At 67.0% G+C, this 16,251-nt stretch carries 17 protein-coding genes; 6 read left to right on the forward strand and 11 right to left on the reverse strand.

Going from position 1 to position 16,251, the window contains the following annotated elements; translation table 11 throughout:
• The first annotated feature begins 131 nt into the window (after window positions 1–131).
• On the forward strand, window positions 132–893 hold the full coding sequence (locus AB0L82_RS08630) for a hypothetical protein (RefSeq protein WP_364632969.1): 762 nt from the start codon (window positions 132–134) through the stop codon (window positions 891–893).
• Here the strand turns inward: AB0L82_RS08630 and AB0L82_RS08635 are convergent.
• The 7 genes from AB0L82_RS08635 to AB0L82_RS08665 form a co-directional block, all read right to left on the reverse strand.
• Window positions 890–2,371 carry a chlorohydrolase family protein gene (locus AB0L82_RS08635; protein WP_364632970.1) on the reverse strand — a complete coding sequence of 494 codons (1,482 nt, stop codon included), beginning with the start codon at window positions 2,369–2,371 and terminating at the stop codon, window positions 890–892. The two genes, AB0L82_RS08630 and AB0L82_RS08635, sit on opposite strands and share 4 nt — an antisense overlap.
• Window positions 2,368–3,621 (reverse strand): amidohydrolase family protein, encoded by a 1,254-nt coding sequence (locus AB0L82_RS08640; protein ID WP_364632972.1) that lies wholly within the window; start codon window positions 3,619–3,621, stop codon window positions 2,368–2,370. Before AB0L82_RS08640 ends, AB0L82_RS08635 begins: the two co-directional genes overlap by 4 nt.
• 37 nt (window positions 3,622–3,658) lie before the next feature.
• Window positions 3,659–5,188 carry an ABC transporter substrate-binding protein gene (locus tag AB0L82_RS08645; protein WP_364632973.1) on the reverse strand — a complete coding sequence of 510 codons (1,530 nt, stop codon included), beginning with the start codon at window positions 5,186–5,188 and terminating at the stop codon, window positions 3,659–3,661.
• Between the two features lie 15 nt (window positions 5,189–5,203).
• Window positions 5,204–6,214, reverse strand: a complete 1,011-nt coding sequence (locus AB0L82_RS08650; RefSeq protein WP_364632975.1) for an oligopeptide/dipeptide ABC transporter ATP-binding protein — start codon at window positions 6,212–6,214, stop codon at window positions 5,204–5,206.
• A gap of 32 nt (window positions 6,215–6,246) precedes the next feature.
• On the reverse strand, window positions 6,247–7,272 hold the full coding sequence (locus AB0L82_RS08655) for an ABC transporter ATP-binding protein (protein WP_364632977.1): 1,026 nt from the start codon (window positions 7,270–7,272) through the stop codon (window positions 6,247–6,249).
• Complete coding sequence (locus AB0L82_RS08660; protein ID WP_364632979.1) at window positions 7,269–8,081, reverse strand: ABC transporter permease; 813 nt, start codon at window positions 8,079–8,081, stop codon at window positions 7,269–7,271. The genes AB0L82_RS08655 and AB0L82_RS08660 overlap by 4 nt, the downstream gene beginning before the upstream one ends.
• An 83-nt stretch (window positions 8,082–8,164) precedes the next feature.
• Window positions 8,165–9,085 (reverse strand): ABC transporter permease, encoded by a 921-nt coding sequence (locus tag AB0L82_RS08665; RefSeq protein WP_364632981.1) that lies wholly within the window; start codon window positions 9,083–9,085, stop codon window positions 8,165–8,167.
• A 133-nt stretch (window positions 9,086–9,218) separates the two neighbouring features.
• Between AB0L82_RS08665 and AB0L82_RS08670 the strand changes: the two genes are divergently transcribed.
• Complete coding sequence (locus AB0L82_RS08670; protein ID WP_364632983.1) at window positions 9,219–9,899, forward strand: GntR family transcriptional regulator; 681 nt, start codon at window positions 9,219–9,221, stop codon at window positions 9,897–9,899.
• A 103-nt stretch (window positions 9,900–10,002) separates the two neighbouring features.
• Here AB0L82_RS08670 and AB0L82_RS08675 read toward each other — a convergent pair whose 3' ends face one another.
• The 4 genes from AB0L82_RS08675 to AB0L82_RS08690 all read right to left on the reverse strand — a co-directional run bounded on the left by AB0L82_RS08675 (window position 10,003) and on the right by AB0L82_RS08690 (window position 13,642).
• Window positions 10,003–10,485: a helix-turn-helix domain-containing protein gene (locus AB0L82_RS08675; RefSeq protein WP_364632984.1), complete on the reverse strand. Its 483-nt coding sequence runs from the start codon at window positions 10,483–10,485 to the stop codon at window positions 10,003–10,005.
• Window positions 10,486–10,657: 172 nt separating this feature from the next.
• Window positions 10,658–11,854: a cytochrome P450 gene (locus AB0L82_RS08680; RefSeq protein ID WP_364632985.1), complete on the reverse strand. Its 1,197-nt coding sequence runs from the start codon at window positions 11,852–11,854 to the stop codon at window positions 10,658–10,660.
• Window positions 11,855–11,917: 63 nt separating this feature from the next.
• Window positions 11,918–12,649, reverse strand: a complete 732-nt coding sequence (locus AB0L82_RS08685) for a DJ-1/PfpI family protein (RefSeq protein WP_364632987.1) — start codon at window positions 12,647–12,649, stop codon at window positions 11,918–11,920.
• 36 nt (window positions 12,650–12,685) lie between these two features.
• Window positions 12,686–13,642 (reverse strand): GlxA family transcriptional regulator, encoded by a 957-nt coding sequence (locus AB0L82_RS08690; protein ID WP_364632989.1) that lies wholly within the window; start codon window positions 13,640–13,642, stop codon window positions 12,686–12,688.
• 109 nt (window positions 13,643–13,751) lie between these two features.
• Here AB0L82_RS08690 and AB0L82_RS08695 point away from each other — a divergent pair, with 109 nt between their 5' ends.
• From AB0L82_RS08695 to AB0L82_RS08710, 4 genes are all read left to right on the forward strand, one after another.
• The gene (locus tag AB0L82_RS08695) at window positions 13,752–14,135 is read left to right on the forward strand and encodes a thioesterase family protein (protein ID WP_364632991.1); all 384 of its coding nucleotides are present in this window, start codon (window positions 13,752–13,754) and stop codon (window positions 14,133–14,135) included.
• Window positions 14,135–14,524 (forward strand): thioesterase family protein, encoded by a 390-nt coding sequence (locus AB0L82_RS08700; protein ID WP_364632993.1) that lies wholly within the window; start codon window positions 14,135–14,137, stop codon window positions 14,522–14,524. Before AB0L82_RS08695 ends, AB0L82_RS08700 begins: the two co-directional genes overlap by 1 nt.
• 67 nt (window positions 14,525–14,591) lie before the next feature.
• A complete protein-coding gene (gene rplL / locus AB0L82_RS08705; RefSeq protein WP_364632995.1) occupies window positions 14,592–14,978 on the forward strand; it encodes a 50S ribosomal protein L7/L12 in 387 nt (128 codons plus the stop codon).
• A 116-nt stretch (window positions 14,979–15,094) separates the two neighbouring features.
• A complete protein-coding gene (locus tag AB0L82_RS08710; protein ID WP_364632997.1) occupies window positions 15,095–16,198 on the forward strand; it encodes a hypothetical protein in 1,104 nt (367 codons plus the stop codon).
• Window positions 16,199–16,251: the final 53 nt, after the last annotated feature.

Below are 16,251 nucleotides of genomic sequence, written 5' to 3' on the forward strand. Positions count from 1 at the left end.
CTGGCGCTTCGCAGTGCATGAAGTCTATCGATGCGGTGCGCGTCACTATTCCCATTCGTGGATTGACAGCGCTCGAATTCTCGGCACATGATGAGCGCCCAGCGCGGTTGTCGCGCATTCGAATTACCGGCGTGCATACCGAATTCGCCGAACCTGGAAAGATTCTGATGAAGTTCCGTTCCTTTGTCGCGACCGCGGCCGTCGCCGTCGCCGCAGTCTCCGTCACCTCCGTCACTGCGAATGTGGCCTCCGCACAGCCCGCGGGCAACAGCACGGTTGGCACCGATATCGCGCCCGGTATCCATTACCGGGCCAGCGTGGTCGATCACTCGGTCGTCATCACGACCGACGCGGGTTCACTGTCCGCGAAGGACAATCAGTTCCAGATCGTCGACGCGACCGGGAAGACCGTCGCGACCGTGCCCCTGGGATACCAGCGCGACGGCGCGTTGTTTCCGATCACCGCCCGCATCGACGGCACCACCGCCACGCTGACCCCGGTCACCGATCCGTCGGCCGCCACCCCGGTCGCCCCGAATGCCCCGGCCGTCAAGCAAATCGACGCCACCGCGAACGCGAACTTCAATCAGGCGCTGAGCAACCTGACCAATGAGGTCTCCGTCGGTGTCGCCATCGGCAGCCTCATCGGCACCGTGATCGGTGCGGGCATCGGCTGTATCGCGGGTGGCGCGGCGGTCGGCGCGGGCGCGGCCGCCATCACCATCGGCACCCTGGCGATTCCCGGTTTCATCGGCGGGTGCCTGGTCACCGGCGCGGCCCTGGCCGCCATCGGCGTGGTCGCGGGCACCATCTTCATCGGCGGTCCGGTCGCGGCCGTGGCGCTGTTCCAGTTCTTCAACGAGCTGAACACCCCGCCCGCCCCGGCGGCCTAGTCGCCCTGTCGTGACCCGGGGAAGGACGTCGGGAACAGGTCATCTGTGCTGCGGCGCAGATAATCTCGTTCGGAGTAGGCGTCCTTCATCCGATCGAACAGCCGCTGGGCGCGTCGGGTCATGGCCGTCAGGTCGATACCCGGTATCCGCCCGTCACGCATGACGATGCGGCCCGCGATCATGGAGAAGGTCGCCGCGCGGGCCGTGCTGTTCATGCAGAGGGTGCGGATGGGATCGTCCAGCACTCCGTCGAGCGGATCGCCCAGCCGGAAGGCCACCAGATCGGCGGTCGCGCCCGCCTCGATGCGACCGAGATCGGTGCGGCCCAGCGCGGTCGCGCCGCCGAGGGTGGCCGCGGTGACATAGTCCGCGTAGCCGATCGCATCGGTGCGGTGCGCCAGGATCTTGGCGACGGTGACACCGGTGTCGATGCCGCGCACCAGATCCGGTGGGAAGGAATCGGTTCCGAGTGCGAGGGCCACACCCGCCGATCGATAGCGCGCGAAGCTGTCCAGGGCCGCACCATGCCGGGCCATGGTGAGCGGACAGTGGATGACCGTGGCTCCCGAGGCCGCCAGGGTGGCGAGGTCGGTATCGGTGTCGGCGTCGACGAAGGGATTCGAATCGATGTAGATGCCGTGCGGTATCAGCAGATTCGGCCCGAGCAGCCCGGTCTGCGCCAGCACCTCCAGCGGCGGCGCGCCGAACTCCTCCAGGATCAGTCGTCGTTCCAGTAAACCCTGTAATGCGTGCAGCCGCACCAGCACACCGGATTCCGCGGCGAGTTTCGCGGTGCGCCGCATGAGGTCCGCACCGAGCGTCTCGATCCGGCAGGGCAGCAGCGCTCCGTGCACGAGATCGGAATCTCGTGCGCGCGCCCAATCCAGAAACGCTGCGGCACCGTCGAATCCGTCATTGCCCAGGGCCTCGTTCCAGTAGATGGAGCGGGTGCCGTCCGCGTCCACCACATTGACGCCCGCGCGATAGCTCGGCCCGAGATACACCCGCAGCCCGAGCCGCTCCGCCGCCTCGCCCATGGCGATGGCGTCCGCGCAGGTTTCGGCCCAGTCGCTGTGCACCTCCGAGGCGATCGGCATGGCCGTGGTCACCCCGTGCAGCAGCAATTGCGCGAAGCCGTATTCGCGGATGAAAGCGCGCTCCTCGGCATCGAATACGGCCCGCCGCCGATGTTCGGCGTAGTCGCGTGACCATTGCAGACCGAGCCCGAGTTCGGGTGACTGCCAGGAATCGATAATGGTGTGGTCGATATCGGTGAGCGCGTCGAGGTCGATGAGCCCGGGCATGAGCAGCGCGTCACCGAGTTCGATAACCGTCTCGGCGGCCGGTCCGGTCGCGCGCGGCCCGGCGAAGACGATTCGCGAGCCGTCCACCACGACCTCGCCGTGCTCGATCAGCACATGCGAGCCTTCTTCGTGAGCGAGTAGATATCTCGCCCGAATGCGTTGGCGCACAGTCACTGTCCCGCCCGTCCCCAGCGTCCGGGGATCTCGAAGCCGTCCAGTGCGGTGTCCACCGCAACCACCGCGCCCCGATGGATGACGGTGCGCTCTGCCGGCCGATCCATCACTGCGGCCGTGGGGCTCACCGCGTCCACGAGCACGAATTCGGCGGGATCACCCGAGGTGAAACCCGGATGCGATCCGAGTCGATCCAGTACCGGCAGATCGTGATCCAGAATGCTCGCGCCGCCCCAGGTCGCCACCGCCAGCGCGTGTTCCACCTGCGGATCACTGGAATACCCTTGGACGAACGCCAATTGCCAAGCGCGATCGAGCATGTCGCCATTGCCGTACGGCGACCAGTAGTCGCGCTGGCCGTCCATCCCGACCCCGACGCGCACCCCGGCGGCGGCCAGGTCGAGCAGTGGCAACTCCCAGCCGCTACCCCCGGCGGCATGGGTGATATCCACCCGATTCGCGGCCAGTCGTTCGATGGTCGCGGGTACGCCCCGCAGTCCGCTCGCCAGCGCGCGGGCGTGCGAAATCGTTACGCGCCCTTGCATTCCGAGCGCCTCGACCCGCTCCAGAATGAGCGACAGGGTGAACAGGCCGAGCTCACCGGCCTCGTGCAGATGGATATCCGCCCCGACCTGATGCCGTTCGGCGAGCTCGAATACCGCGTCCAGATGCCGCACGGGATCACGGTCGATCTCACACGGATCGATACCGCCGATGAGATCCGCGCCACCGCGCAGCGCCGCGTCGAGCAGATCGAAAACCCCCGGCTCGAGCAGGATTCCGACCTGGGGGAAAGCCACGATCTGCACATCGGCGGCGTCGGCGTAGCGTTCCCGCGCCGCCAGCACGCCTTCGAACTTCGTCAGTTTCGAATCGGCGTCCACCTGCGCATGCGTCCGAATTCTGGTGGCGCCATTGGCGATCGCCGTAGCGAGGGTGAATGTCGCGCGTTCTGCGACCGAACGCTCGGCCGATCGCCAGTTCGCCCGGTCGTTCATGATGCGGCCCCAGCGTCCCGGTTCACCGGTGTAGGCGCGGAAAGGCAAACCGAGACAGCTGGAGTCGAGATGCAGATGTACATCCGAGAGCGCGGGAAGAATGAGCCTGCCGCCGCCGTCCAGCACCTGGCCCGCCGGAGCGTCGACCGTTCCCACGGCGGAAACCGTTGCTATCGCGCCCTTCTCGATCGTGACGTCGACGGGTTCGCCGCCCCAGGGGCGCACGTTGGTGATGTGGAGGTTGCCGCTCATACTTCCTTCTTCTCGCTCGTCATCGGGTGAGAGGTGGTCAGCTCTTCGGGAAGGTGACCGCGTCCAGGGTGATCATGCCGTCGGCGCGCGGCGTCCAATTCAGGCCGGGCCGCACCGCATAGCTGGTGTCGGGCGTGTACAGCCCGATCAGCAGCGCCTGACCGTCGTTATGCCGGAACAATTCGCTGTAGGCATTGATCCGATCCTGTCCGCCGACCGTCCGGGTCTTGGCGACCAGGGCCTTGGTGACCGGTTGCATGGCGTAATCGTTCTGCTGTCCGCCGAACATGGACGACACCGGCGCGTCGCCGTCCATGGTGGAGGGCGCGTAGGTGTTCAGATACAGCCCGGTCGCGGATTTGGTGCCGTAGATGATCTGCGAGAAGCTGCCCTGATCGGTGCCGTTCAGCGTGACATTGATGCCGACCTTGGCCAGATCGCCCTGAATCGCCTGCGCGATTTCCGAACTCAGTGGAATGCGCCCGTTGGTGGCGTATTGGAAGGGAATGGCCTGACCCTTGTACCCGGATTCCGCGAGCAGCTGTTTGGCCTTGGCCGGATCGTAAACCGCCTGCGGATAGGCGGGATCGAAGCCGCCGACATTCTTGGCGATCAGCTGATTGTCCACGGTCGCCTTACCGGCGAGCACATTCTTCACAATGGCGGTCCGGTCGATGGCCAGCGCGATCGCCGCGCGCACCTTCTGATCGGCCAGCGGCCCGGCGGAGGAGTTCATACCCAGGAAGGTCACGCCGTTCGACACATTGGCCTTGACGGTCACATTGGCCGAACCAGAAACCGCCGACACCTGATTCGGCGCGATGAGCGCGACGTCGAGGCTGCCGGACTGCACACCATTGAGGCGGGCATCGGCATCGCCGACGGTCTTGAAGGTGATCTTCTCGACCTCGGTGGCCTTACCCCAGTAGTTCGGATTGCGCTTGAGCACGTATTCGACGCCGCGCGTGTAGTGATCGAACATGAACGGCCCGGAACCCACCGGGGCCGCGGCGAATCCGGCGGATCCGAGTTTGGTGTAGACGTCCTCGGGCACGATCGACACACCGGTGACAATGGTCGGCCAGGCCGAATACGCGGCGTTGAGGGTGAATATCACGGTGTTCTGCGGTCCGACGACGGCGTGCTCGAACATCTCCATGTACGAGGCCGGATCACCGGTCGGATTGGCCTTGATGGTGTTGTAGGTGAACGCCACGTCCGAGGCTTTCACCGGTGCGCCGTTCTGGAATTTGGCGTCCTCGCGAATGGTGAAGGTCCACTGCGTGAAATCGGCGTTGTGCTCCCATTTGGTGGCCAGCAGCGGATTGATCTTGCCGTCGGCGTCGAAGCGGGCCAGCTGCTCGAATTCGGCGAAGTAGTAGTTGTAGCCCGCGAGCGAGCCGTCCATGATCGGGTCGGGCACATGCTCGGGTTCGGCGACCGCGCCGACGACGATGGCGTTCGACGAATTACCGGAGACGCCGGCGGGGGAGCAGCCGCTCAGGACGAGCGAACCGGCGGCCAGCACGGTCAGCCCGGCCAGCACGGTGGAGAGGTTGGATCTCATTGATTTCCTTCATTTTCACAGGGGGAAGAGGCAGGCCACCGCATGGCCGTCCGGATCTCGGGATTCAAGGGGTGGAACATGGTGCGCGCATTCGGCTTTCGCGATCGGACAGCGTGTGCGGAAGGTGCAGCCGCTGGGCGGGTTGGCCGCATCGGGCAGTTCACCGCGCAACAGCGCCGCGGTCCCGCGCCCGCGACCCCGGGGGTCGGGCACCGGTGCGGCGGCGATGAGCGCGCGGGTGTACGGATGCCGGGGTGCGGTGAAAACGTCCTCGGTCGCGCCGATCTCGACGAGCTTGCCCAAATGCATGACGGCCACCCGGTCCGCCAGATGTCGCACCACCGAAAGGTCGTGCGCGATGAACAGATACGACAGTCCGAGCCGCTCCTGCAGATCCCGCAGCAGGTTGATGACCTGGGCCTGCACCGAGGCGTCCAGTGCCGACACCGGTTCGTCCAGCACCAGCACCTCGGGGTCGAGCGCCAATGCCCGGGCGATGCCCAGGCGTTGACGCTGCCCGCCGGAGAACGCGGCCGGACGCCGATCCAGCGCATCCGCGCCCAGGCCGACCTGGGCCAGCAGTTCCAGGACGCGTTCGCGGCGGTAGACGCCCGCGATGCGCAGTGGTTCGGCGATGATGTCGTGCGCGGTCATGCGCGGATCCAGTGACGAATAGGGATCCTGGAACACCAGCTGCACCCGATTGCGCAGCGCCCGCCGCGCTTTCGGCCGCAGTGCGCCCAGATCCTCACCGAGGATGCGAATACTCCCCGAATCCGGGGTATTGATTCCGAACAGGGTGCGCACCAGCGTCGACTTCCCGCCGCCGGATTCGCCTACCAGGCCGAAGGTTTCACCGCGCCGCACACTGAACGAGATCCCGTCCAGCGCCCGCAGCGTGCGCTTGGCGCGCAGGCCGCGGCGGCTGGTGAAGGACACCCGCAGGTCCTCCACGCGAATGACGTCCTCGGGTGACTCGGTGACTTCCGTTGCGGCGGAGTCGGTCTCGGGACTGTTCCTGCTCATCGCTCGGACGTGATCGGGAAGGGCGATCGGATTCATGAGGCTGCCTGCCGTCCGCTCGGTGCGGTGGTGCGCATCGCCTCCCGCGCGGGCGGGCAGGCGAGCGCGTGATCGGTGTCGAGTGCGATCAACGCGGGCGTGTTGGTATCGCACTCCGCTGTCTTGCCGGGGAATTCGCAGCGCGGTGCGAAACCGCAGCCGGTGGGTCGCTGTGCGGGTGCGGGCGGTGATCCGGGGATGGCGTAGGCGCGGCCGTCCGGTTCGCCGTCACCGCCGAGCAGACTGCGTTGCAGCCCCCGGGTGTACGGATGTGCCGGATCATCGAATATCTGCCAGACCGTGCCGGTTTCGACGACCCGGCCCGCGTACATGATGGCCACGCGGTCCGCGTGCTGGGCGACCAGGCCGAGATCATGGGTGATGAGCACCATGGCCGCGCCGGTGCGCGCGCGGGCCTCGGCGAGCACCTGCATGAGCTGGGCCTGCACCGTGACATCGAGCGCGGTGGTCGGTTCGTCGGCGATGAGCACCGCCGGATCGTTCGCCATCGCCATGGCGATCACCGCGCGCTGGCGCATACCGCCGGACCATTCGTGCGGATAGGCGCGGGACCGCTCCTCGGGCTGCGGAATACCCACCGCCGCAAGCAGTTCCACGACGCGCTGCCGCCTAGCCTTGCGATCCAGGCGCTGGTGGACCGCGAGCGCGCGCTCGATCTGCACGCCGACCCGGCGCACCGGATTGAGCGAGGTCATCGGATCCTGGAAGATCATGCCGAGTTCCGCCCCGCGCAACCGCCGCAGGGTCTCGTCATCCGCGCCGACCAATTCGCGACCGCGGAATCGGACGCTGCCGGAGAACACCGTCAGCGGTGGCGTGAGCAGGCCGAGTACGGCGAGCATGGTGACCGACTTCCCGGAGCCGGATTCACCCACCAGACAGAGGACTTCGCCAGGTTCCAGGCGCAGCGATACCGAATCGACGAGCACGATGCGCTCGCCCTCCGGGGTCACGTATCCGACCGTCAGATCGGTGACTTCGAGCAGCGGAGTGGAGGTCATGCCGCCACCGCCTGCCGGCGTCCGGCCCGCACGGTGCGGCGCAGTCCCTGTCCATCGCCGGTGAAACGCTGACTCACCAGCAGGGTTCCGCCGATCACCAGCAGCAGCGCGACGGCCGGGACGATGGTCAGGTACGGCGCCTGCCGCACATACTTCTGCCCGTCGGTGATCATCAGACCCCAGCTCGGCGTCGGCGGTTGCACACCGAGCCCGAGGTAGTCGAACGACGAGATCATGATCATCACATTGCCGAGGTCGGCGGTGGCCAGAATCCCGACGGGTGTGAGTACATGCGGCACAATGTGTTTGCGCATGACCCAGCTCGAGCGCGCGCCGAGCAGTCGCGGCGCGATGACGAAATCCCGTGTGGACAAACCCAATGCGACCGATCGGCTGACCCGGGCGTACCCGACCCAGAACGTCAGCCCCAGAATCGTGGCCATGAGCATGACGCTCGGCCCGCGCACCGCGGACAGCGCCATGATCACCAGGGACATCGGAACCGCCAGCTGCACATCGGCATAGCCCATGAGCAGGCTGTCCAGCGGGCCCCGGAAGTAGCCCGAGACCGTGCCGATCACCACACCGATCAGGGCGTTGACGAGCACGATCACCACCACCAGCGCGAGGGTGATCCGCCCGGCCAGCGCGAGCCTGCTGGCCAGATCCCGGCCCAGCGAATCGGTGCCGAGCGGATAGTGCCCGGTGGTGAACGGCCGGGTGAACGCGGCCGAGAGTTCCTGGGCGTAGGGACTGTATCCCGGGGTCAGCGGATACAGCAGGGAGAACAGCACGACCGCGAGAATCATGGCTATTCCCGTGAGTGCCAATATATTTCGCGCCGAATATCTGCGCGTCGAGGACGCACGGGACGGGCGCGGCAGAACAGGGATCATCGAACTCTCGCTCTCGGATCGACGAAGCCGTACAGCAGGTCGACGGCCAGATTGACCAGGACGAAGATGGCGGCGATCACGATGAGTCCGGACTGGACCACCGGGAAGTCGCGACTGAACACCGAACCGAGCATCAGCTGGCCCAAACCCGGCCAGGCGAACACGGTTTCGACGATTACCAGACCGCCGAGCAGGGTGCCGAAATTTATACCGGAGACGGTGAGCACCGGTAGCAGCGCATTGGGCAGGATCTCGCGCACGATGACCGTCGAGCGGCGTTCCCCGCGGGCGTACGCGGTACGCACGTAGTCCTGCGAACTCTCGGTGGTCAGCGAATTGTCCAGCAGCCGTGCGTAAACCACGAACTGCGCGGTCGCGATGGTCACCGCGGGCATGACGATCGAGAGCGGATTCGCCCCCGCCAGCGAGGGCAGCCAGCCCAGCGTCACCGAGAACACCAGCACCAGCAGCAGTCCGAACAGGAAGTCCGGCACCGCGAGTCGGCCCGCGCCCACGCCGAGCAGTACCCCGCGCAACGACCAGAACCCGCTCAGATGCACGGCCAGCACCGCGAACAGCGCGAGCGCGACGCCGAGCAGGAAACCGGCGGTGCCCAATTGCAGTGAGGCGGGCAGTCTTTGCAGCACGATCGTCATGGACGAAGTGCCGTCCTGGCGATAGGAGTCACCGAAATCCCCGGTGATCACACCGCCCAGATAGTCCAGGTACTGGGTGAGCAGTGGTTTGTCGAAGCCGAGTTTCGCGTTGAGCGCCGCCACATCGGCCTGGCTCGCGGTTTCCGGCAGCAGCGTCGCCGCCGGACTGCCGGTGAGCCGTCCGAGCCCGAAGGCCAGGGTGATGACGACGAAGACGGTGATCACCGCCTGAAGCAGGCGGCGCAGCAGGTAGGCGGCCAAGCGTTTCTCCTCGGATCCGATGTTCGGTATACAGAATCACCGACCTCGGTTTCCTGAGGGTGTTGTTCATGTTTCGTAAGAGATATATCGGTATACCGAAACCAGTTCGTAGACTGGGCGGGTGCCTCGAAACGTGAGTACGTCAGAGTTGATCGTCGATGACACCTCCCAGACCCGCCGCATCTACGACGACCTGCGGCGCAGCATCATCACCGGGGTCTACTCCGAGGGGCAGAAGCTGCCCGAGGCCAGACTGGCCGAACTGCTCGGCGTTTCGCGCCTGCCGGTGCGGGAGGCGTTGACGCTCTTGGAATTCGACGGGATCGTCACCGCCCAGCCGCGCCGCAGCGCCGTGGTGCAATCCTGGGACCGCACCGCGGTCGAGGAGCTCTTCGATGTGCGAATCGGCCTGGAGCCCTTGGCCGCCCGGCTCGCGGCCGCTCGTATTCGACAGGGGGCGGACAGTGCGCCACTGGAAGCCGCGCTGTCGAACTCGCAGGCGGCCATCGCCTCCCGCGATCCGCTGCGCATCGCGGAGACCAATGCGGATCTGCACGGCGCGATCGTCGAACTCGCGGGCAACACGCTGCTCACGCAATTGATGCGAGCGATTCTGGCCCGTATGGCGTGGCTGTTCTTCATCACCACCGAACGGGACGCGGCCGAACAGCTCGACGATCACCGCCATCTCATCAGTGCCATCACCTCGGGCGACGAGCGCCTGGCCGAATACGCCATGCTCAGTCATACCGAGGCGGGCCGCATTCCGACCCTCAGGATCCTGGCCGAACTGCGCCGCACGAACGACGCTTAACCCTTCCCGTCATCCCGGCGCGCTTTCGGCCGGGATCCACACCCGTGTAATGCATCGCGGTGCGTGGATCCCGGCCGAAAGCATGCCGGGATGACCGAAGGGATTACGCGCCGACGGGTACGCGACCCGCGAGGATGGCCTCGGCGGTGTTCGCGGGCCACTCCAGTCCGGCGTCGAGTTTGCTCAGCACATCGGCGGCCGGGGATTCGACCAGGCTGCGCTCGATCTGGCTGATCATGCCGGCGGCCGGTCCGCCCTTCTTGGCGACATCGCCCTGGGTCCAGCCCATTTCCTTGCGGCGGGCCTTGACTCGATCGGCGAGGGCGTTGAGGTCGGGGCCGTCGCCGGGCTGCGCCGCGGGCTCGGCCGCGGCCGGTGCGGGCTTCGCCGCAGCATCCGCGGCCGGTTTCGCCGCGGCGGCCTGTGGCGCGGCGGCCTTCGCGGCCGGTGCGGCCGACTCGGCCGAAACGGCCGCGGCGCTCTCACCTCGCATCGCGCGCTCTGCCGCTTCCTGCTGCTTCTTCGATACGCCGCCACTGGCCAGGAAAGCCTGTGTGTTGAGCCGCGAGCGCTTTCGCCTACCCATCTTTGCCATAAAACCCTCCCTGATCTGTCGATGCCCACGGTCGTCGGAGCATGGGGAAGACTGCCACGACTGCGCGTGACCCCCGGGCATGAGCGGAAGCTCGGCGTGCCGCGAACCGCTGGCTACCCCTCTTCGGAGCCGAGCCGGGGTCCGGATGGCTCCGATTTCAAAGTCATTCGGGGCGCAATCGGACCGGGAGTTCGGTGAGGCCCCGAATGACCGGATTCGGATACCAGCGCAGCTCCGATTCGGGGACGGCCAGGCGCATGTCCGGAAAGCGCCGCAGCAGCGCGGTGAACGCCGATTTGGCTTCCAGGCGAGCCAGCGGAGCGCCGACGCAGAAATGCATGCCGTGCCCGAAGGCGAGATGGGTACTGTGCTCATCGACGGGGTGGAGCTGATCGGGGTCGGGGTAGTGCGCCGGATCGCGATTGCCCGCCGCGAGTGCCACGTAGACGACTTCCCCCGTCGGAATCACGGTATCGCCGACCGTGATCGGCTCCACGGTGAAGCGCGGCGTGGCCAGATCGACCGGGCCGTCCAGGCGCAGAAACTCCTCCACCGCGCCGGGTATCAAGCCGGGATCGGCGTGCAGCCGCTCCAGCCAGGGGCGGTCGCGCAGCAGGGCGAGCGCGCCGTTGCCGATGAGATTGACGGTGGTCTCATGCCCGGCGACCAGGAGCAGCAGCGCCATGCCCACCAATTCCTGATCGTCCAATCGCGCCTCGTCGTCGACGATCAGCAGTGAGAGCAGATCCTCACCGGGGTGTACCCGCTTGTCCCGCAGCATATTTCGCAGGAAATGCACCATATCGTGGTGGGCGCGGGCGCGATCGGTCGCCGGATCGGCGGTGCCGACCAGCGCCCTGGTCCACGCCCGGAAGGTATCGCGATCGTCGATGGACACCCCGAGTAGATGGCAGATCACCGTCACCGGCAGCGGCACCGCGAAGGCCGCGAGCAGATCGACCCGCTCGAATTCGCCCATGGTGTCGACGAGTTCACGCGTGGTCCGCTCGATGACCGGTTCCAGCAGCGCCACCCGCCGCGCGGTGAAGGCCCGCGCCACCGCCTTGCGCAGCCGGGTGTGGTCCGGCGGATCGGAATTGAGCATATGCCGCAGCACTTCCCGGGGCCGCGGATTCACCCGTGGCACACCGCGTTTGCGCGCCAGGACCTGTTCGAACAGATCGATATCCTTGCGCAGCCGCGGATCCGCCAGCGCCGCGCGCCCCTGCTCGTATCCGAGAATGAGCCACCGATCCAGCCCATCCCCGAAATCGACCCGATGCACCGGCCCGGCCGCGCGCCACCGCCGGTAATACTCGTGCGGATCGGCGAAGAACTTCTCGTCGAGCAGCTCGCTCATCACTCCGACGCTACGCCAATTCCACCGAGCGCCATGGCAATCCGGCGGAGCACGGCACCGGGTTCAGCGCTTGGCGGCGCTGCGCTCGCGTACTCGGTTCAGGGTCAGGTGCCAGAAGGTGCTGGCCAAGTCGAGGGGGATGCGGGGCTTGGCGGCGCGTTTGGTCATTTCGAGGCGGGTCTTGCGGAGTAGGTCGGCGGGGGCCTTGTCCGGGTGGCCGGTGTCGAAGGGCGGGTGCGGATCGTATTCGATGCCGAGTTGGACCATTTGCGCCGCTTCGGTGCCCGCGATCTCGCCGACCAGCCACAGCCCCAGATCGATTCCGGCCGAGACGCCGGCGGCGGTGACGATCTTGCCGCTGCGCACGATGCGATCGTGCGGTCGCGATTCCGCGCCGAAGGCGGCCAGCATGGGCTGGGCCGACCAGTGTGTGGTCGCGGGATGCCCGCGCAGGATATCGGCGGCGGCCAGCACCAGCGATCCGGTGCACACCGAGGTCGTCCACTGGGTGTTCGGATGCACCGCGCGCAGCCAGTCGATGAGTTCGCGATTGGCCATGGCCTCGGTGGTCGCGGCCTCGGAACCGCCGATCAGCACCAGATCCGGGGCGGGCGTCTCGGCGAAGGTGTGCGTCGCGCCCAGCACCAGCACCCCGGAGTCCGAGACGATCGGGCCGACTTCATTGGAGACGAAACGTAATTCGCTGTCGGGCAGCGAGCGCAGCACCTCGTACGGGCCGATGGCGTCGAGCACGGTCATGCCCGGGTACAGCACGATGGCGATCTGGAAGGTCATGGGGGACTCTCACTTTCGGTGTTCTTTGACGTGCTGTCACACGCGGGTGAAGCGGGCGCGGTATTCGCCCGGCGGTATGCCCAAGTGCCGGTGGAAGATTCGATACAGCGTTTCGGGACTGCCCAGCCCGACCGCGGCGGCGACCCGGTCCATGGGCTGATCGGTGTTCTCCAGCAGCCGCCGCGCCGCCCCGATCCGCACCTGTTCGACATATCGCGCCGGGGTGGTGCCGGTCTCGACGGCGAACACCCGGGAGAAATGCCGGGTGCTCATCCCCGCGCGCTCGGCCAGCGCGGGCAGTGACAGATCCGATTCCAGATTCTCCTCCAGCCATACCTGAAGCAGCCGAAGCGAATTGCGCTTGGGCGGATCGGCGGCCATGGGTGTGCTGAATTGGCTCTGCCCGCCGGGGCGATGCAGGTACACCACCAGCCAGCGCGCCACCTCGCGCGCCACCTCCGGCCCGTGGTCGGCGCTCACGATGGCGAGTGCGAGATCGATACCGGCGGTGACGCCCGCCGAGGTCCAGATCGGCCCGTCGCGTACATAGATGAGATCGGGTTCGGTTGTCACAGCGGGGAATTCGCGTCCGAGCAATTCGCCCGCCGCCCAGTGCGTGGTGACCCGGCGGCCGTCCAGTAGTCCGGTGCGGGCGAGCGGGAACGCCCCCGAGCACACCGAGGTGATCCGTTCGGCGTACCCGGCCGCGTGCGCGATCCCCGCGATCAGTTCGGCGTCCGCGCTCGCGTTCCATGAACCCAGCCCACCGGCGACCAGCAGCGTGTCGATCTGTTCGGACCAGTCGGCGAGTGCGTGGTCGGCGGTCACGGTGACCCCGCTGCTCGCGCGCACCGGTCCGGGCCGCACCGCGGCCACTTCCACGCGGTAGCCGTCCGCGCCCACGAGTGCGGCCGCACCGCCGAACACATCGGCGGGCCCGGCCAGATCCAGCAGCGCGAACCCGTCGTACACCACCATCAGCACCACCCGCATGCCTTCAGCCTGCGGTGTGCGCCCGATGGCGTCAATGACACGACTCTTGCAAATTCGGCCATCGGCTGCCGGTCGGAGCGCTGCCGCGGCGGCTTGATATGAATGGCGGGTGGCCCGACATCAGTTCCTCTGCCCCCTGCGCTGGTCCGATATGGACGCCGACGGGCACGTCAGCAATGCCGCGCATCTGCGCTATCTGGAGGAAACCCGCATCGACCTGTTCGGGACGCGCGGGTTCAGCGGATCGAGCGTGGTCGCGCAGATGGATATCGACTATCTGACGCCGCTGCGGTACCGCTCGCATCCGGTGCGGGTGGAAACCTGGGTGACCAAGGTCGGCGGCTCCTCCTTCACCCTGGCGCAGGAGATCCGCGATGACGAGGTGGTGTACTCCACCGCGATCTGCACCATGGTCGCCTTCGACAGCGAGTCGCAGCGCTCGCGCAAACTCGGCGATACCGAACGCGGCATGCTCGAGGAGTTGAGTCTGTGATGCACAGCTACGCCATTCAATTGCGCCGCACCGATATGGACGCGCTCCAGCATGTCAACAACGTGATCTTCGCCCAGTATCTGGACGAGGCGCGCACCGATCTGCTCGACGGTCACCACTCCCCGGATACGCCATGGCGAGTCGTGGTCGCGGGGCAGCGCCTGAGCTATCGCACCCCGCTGGTCTTTCGTACCGATCCGGTCACCGTCACCACCGTGGTGGATCGAATCGGGACCAGTTCGTTCACCCTGGCGCACGAGGTGCGTGATGCCGAATCCCTGTATCTCACAGCGACTTCCACGCTCGTGACGGTATCGGACGGTGCCACCCGCGCGCTCACCGCGGCCGAGCGTGACTTCCTCGCGAGGTTCGCGGCACCGCGAAACTGATCGCCCCGCGCGGACGCCGCGCATATGATGGATGTATCGCCTGGTCAGCGCTGCAAGGGGGTCCATTATGGCCAAGATGACCGTCGACGAACTGCTCGAAGTCTTCAAAGGTATGACGCTGCTGGAACTCTCCGGTTTCGTCAAAGCCTTCGAAGACGAATTCGGCGTGACCGCCGCCGCCCCGGCCTACGCCCCGCCATCCGATGGCGCGGTCGCCGAACCCGAAACCGCCGAGGAGCAAACCGAATTCGATCTCATCCTGGAATCCTTCGGTGACAAGAAGATCCAGGTGATCAAGGCGGTCCGCGAAATCGTCTCCGGCCTGGGCCTCAAGGAAGCCAAGGACCTGGTCGAATCCGCCCCGAAACCGGTTCTGGAAGGCGTCTCCCGCGACGCCGCCGAAACCGCCCGCGTCAAACTGGAAGCCGCGGGCGCTCGCGCCGCCCTGCGCTGAACGCCGGCTTGCATTAGAGCGGCCCCGTCATCCCGGCATGCTTTCGGCCGGGATCCACACCCTCGGCGTGCGTCGAATCTCGCGCCGCACTCGCCCGGGTCTGCCAGAGTGTGCTGATGAGGTGGTCGTTCGCCCTGCTGGTGGTTCTCGCGCTGGTTGCCGGATGTGCAAGCGCCGCAACGCATTCGGGGTGGCGAGAGCTTACCCCACCAACGGCGGGCGCGCGGGTGCTGGAGCTGATCCCGGTCCGCGACGGGGTGCTGGCGCTCGGGTCGGTGCCTTCCGGTGCGGATCGGGCTCCGGCCGCCTGGCTATCGGCGGACGGCACCCGGTGGACATCGATTCCGGTGCGACCGGACAGTCCGTACGGCTTTCTGGCGGAACTGATTTCGGTCGGTGCGGGGGAGCGGACCGTGGTGCTCGGTCAGGCTTTCGGTGGCGCACACGGGAATCCCCGCATGACGATCTGGAGCGCCGATCACCCCGAGACGGTGGACCACCCCGCCGAACTGGTCGAGCATCCACAGGCTTTCGAGTTGTTCGGCGGTCCGCACGCGCTGGCGGTGACGGCCGCCGCGGGGCTCGCCGGTGTCACCGTCCTGATCGGCGGGTGGGACGGTCCCGGCGGCCGATACGGTGCCGCCACCTGGACCTCGGTCGACGGCGCGAACTGGGAACGCCACGCGGATGACCCCGCGCTGTCCTCGGTACCCGGCGAACTGACCGGAGCCTCGGCCATCACCACCGGGCCACCCGGTTTCGTGATCGTCGGTCAGACCCAGCGCGATCGCACCCAGCTGCCGCTGAAATGGACCTCCCCGGACGGCTTCACCTGGCGCCGCATCTCCCTGCCGGGCACCGCCGCCCTCGCCACCCGGGCGGGCTGTAATCCGGACCGCTGCACCATCTTCGGCCAGTCCACCGCGGCGTCGCCCACCCTGCTGTGCTGGCCGAACGACGCCACCCCGGCGGTCTCCGGTCCGGCCGCCGGAATCATCGACACCCTGAAGGTCATCGCCGAGAACTCCCGAACCTTGGCGATGGTCCGGCTCGACGGCGCGGCACACCTGCTGTCCGTCGATCCGAATTGCGCCGACTGGCAGGACATTCCACTCCCGGTTCCCGCGACCCGCGTCCAAATGGCAGCGCTCCCAGCCGGACTCCTGCTGTCGACCATCGAGGACAACGCCAGCCGCCTGTGGCTCCGCTCGCATCCCTGATTCTCTCGGCGGGCGGTTTCCGGCGCGGGTGAACCCCGTGCACGCCCGCGCCA

The organism is Nocardia sp. NPDC052001, assembly GCF_040680615.1.
Lineage (GTDB): Bacteria > Actinomycetota > Actinomycetes > Mycobacteriales > Mycobacteriaceae > Nocardia.

What these genes read in the sequence shown, in the direction of transcription:
- AB0L82_RS08640 (WP_364632972.1), bottom strand. Translation starts at nt 3,621, where the DNA reads ATGAGCGGCAACCTCCACATCACCAACGTGCGCCCCTGGGGCGGCGAA.
- AB0L82_RS08645 (WP_364632973.1), bottom strand. Translation starts at nt 5,188, where the DNA reads ATGAGATCCAACCTCTCCACCGTGCTGGCCGGGCTGACCGTGCTGGCC.
- AB0L82_RS08650 (WP_364632975.1), bottom strand. Translation starts at nt 6,214, where the DNA reads ATGAGCAGGAACAGTCCCGAGACCGACTCCGCCGCAACGGAAGTCACC.
- AB0L82_RS08655 (WP_364632977.1), bottom strand. Translation starts at nt 7,272, where the DNA reads ATGACCTCCACTCCGCTGCTCGAAGTCACCGATCTGACGGTCGGATAC.
- AB0L82_RS08660 (WP_364632979.1), bottom strand. Translation starts at nt 8,081, where the DNA reads ATGATTCTCGCGGTCGTGCTGTTCTCCCTGCTGTATCCGCTGACCCCG.
- AB0L82_RS08675 (WP_364632984.1), bottom strand. Translation starts at nt 10,485, where the DNA reads ATGGGTAGGCGAAAGCGCTCGCGGCTCAACACACAGGCTTTCCTGGCC.
- AB0L82_RS08680 (WP_364632985.1), bottom strand. Translation starts at nt 11,854, where the DNA reads ATGAGCGAGCTGCTCGACGAGAAGTTCTTCGCCGATCCGCACGAGTAT.
- AB0L82_RS08685 (WP_364632987.1), bottom strand. Translation starts at nt 12,649, where the DNA reads ATGACCTTCCAGATCGCCATCGTGCTGTACCCGGGCATGACCGTGCTC.
- AB0L82_RS08690 (WP_364632989.1), bottom strand. Translation starts at nt 13,642, where the DNA reads ATGCGGGTGGTGCTGATGGTGGTGTACGACGGGTTCGCGCTGCTGGAT.
- AB0L82_RS08700 (WP_364632993.1), top strand. Translation starts at nt 14,135, where the DNA reads ATGCACAGCTACGCCATTCAATTGCGCCGCACCGATATGGACGCGCTC.
- rplL (WP_364632995.1), top strand. Translation starts at nt 14,592, where the DNA reads ATGGCCAAGATGACCGTCGACGAACTGCTCGAAGTCTTCAAAGGTATG.
- AB0L82_RS08710 (WP_364632997.1), top strand. Translation starts at nt 15,095, where the DNA reads ATGAGGTGGTCGTTCGCCCTGCTGGTGGTTCTCGCGCTGGTTGCCGGA.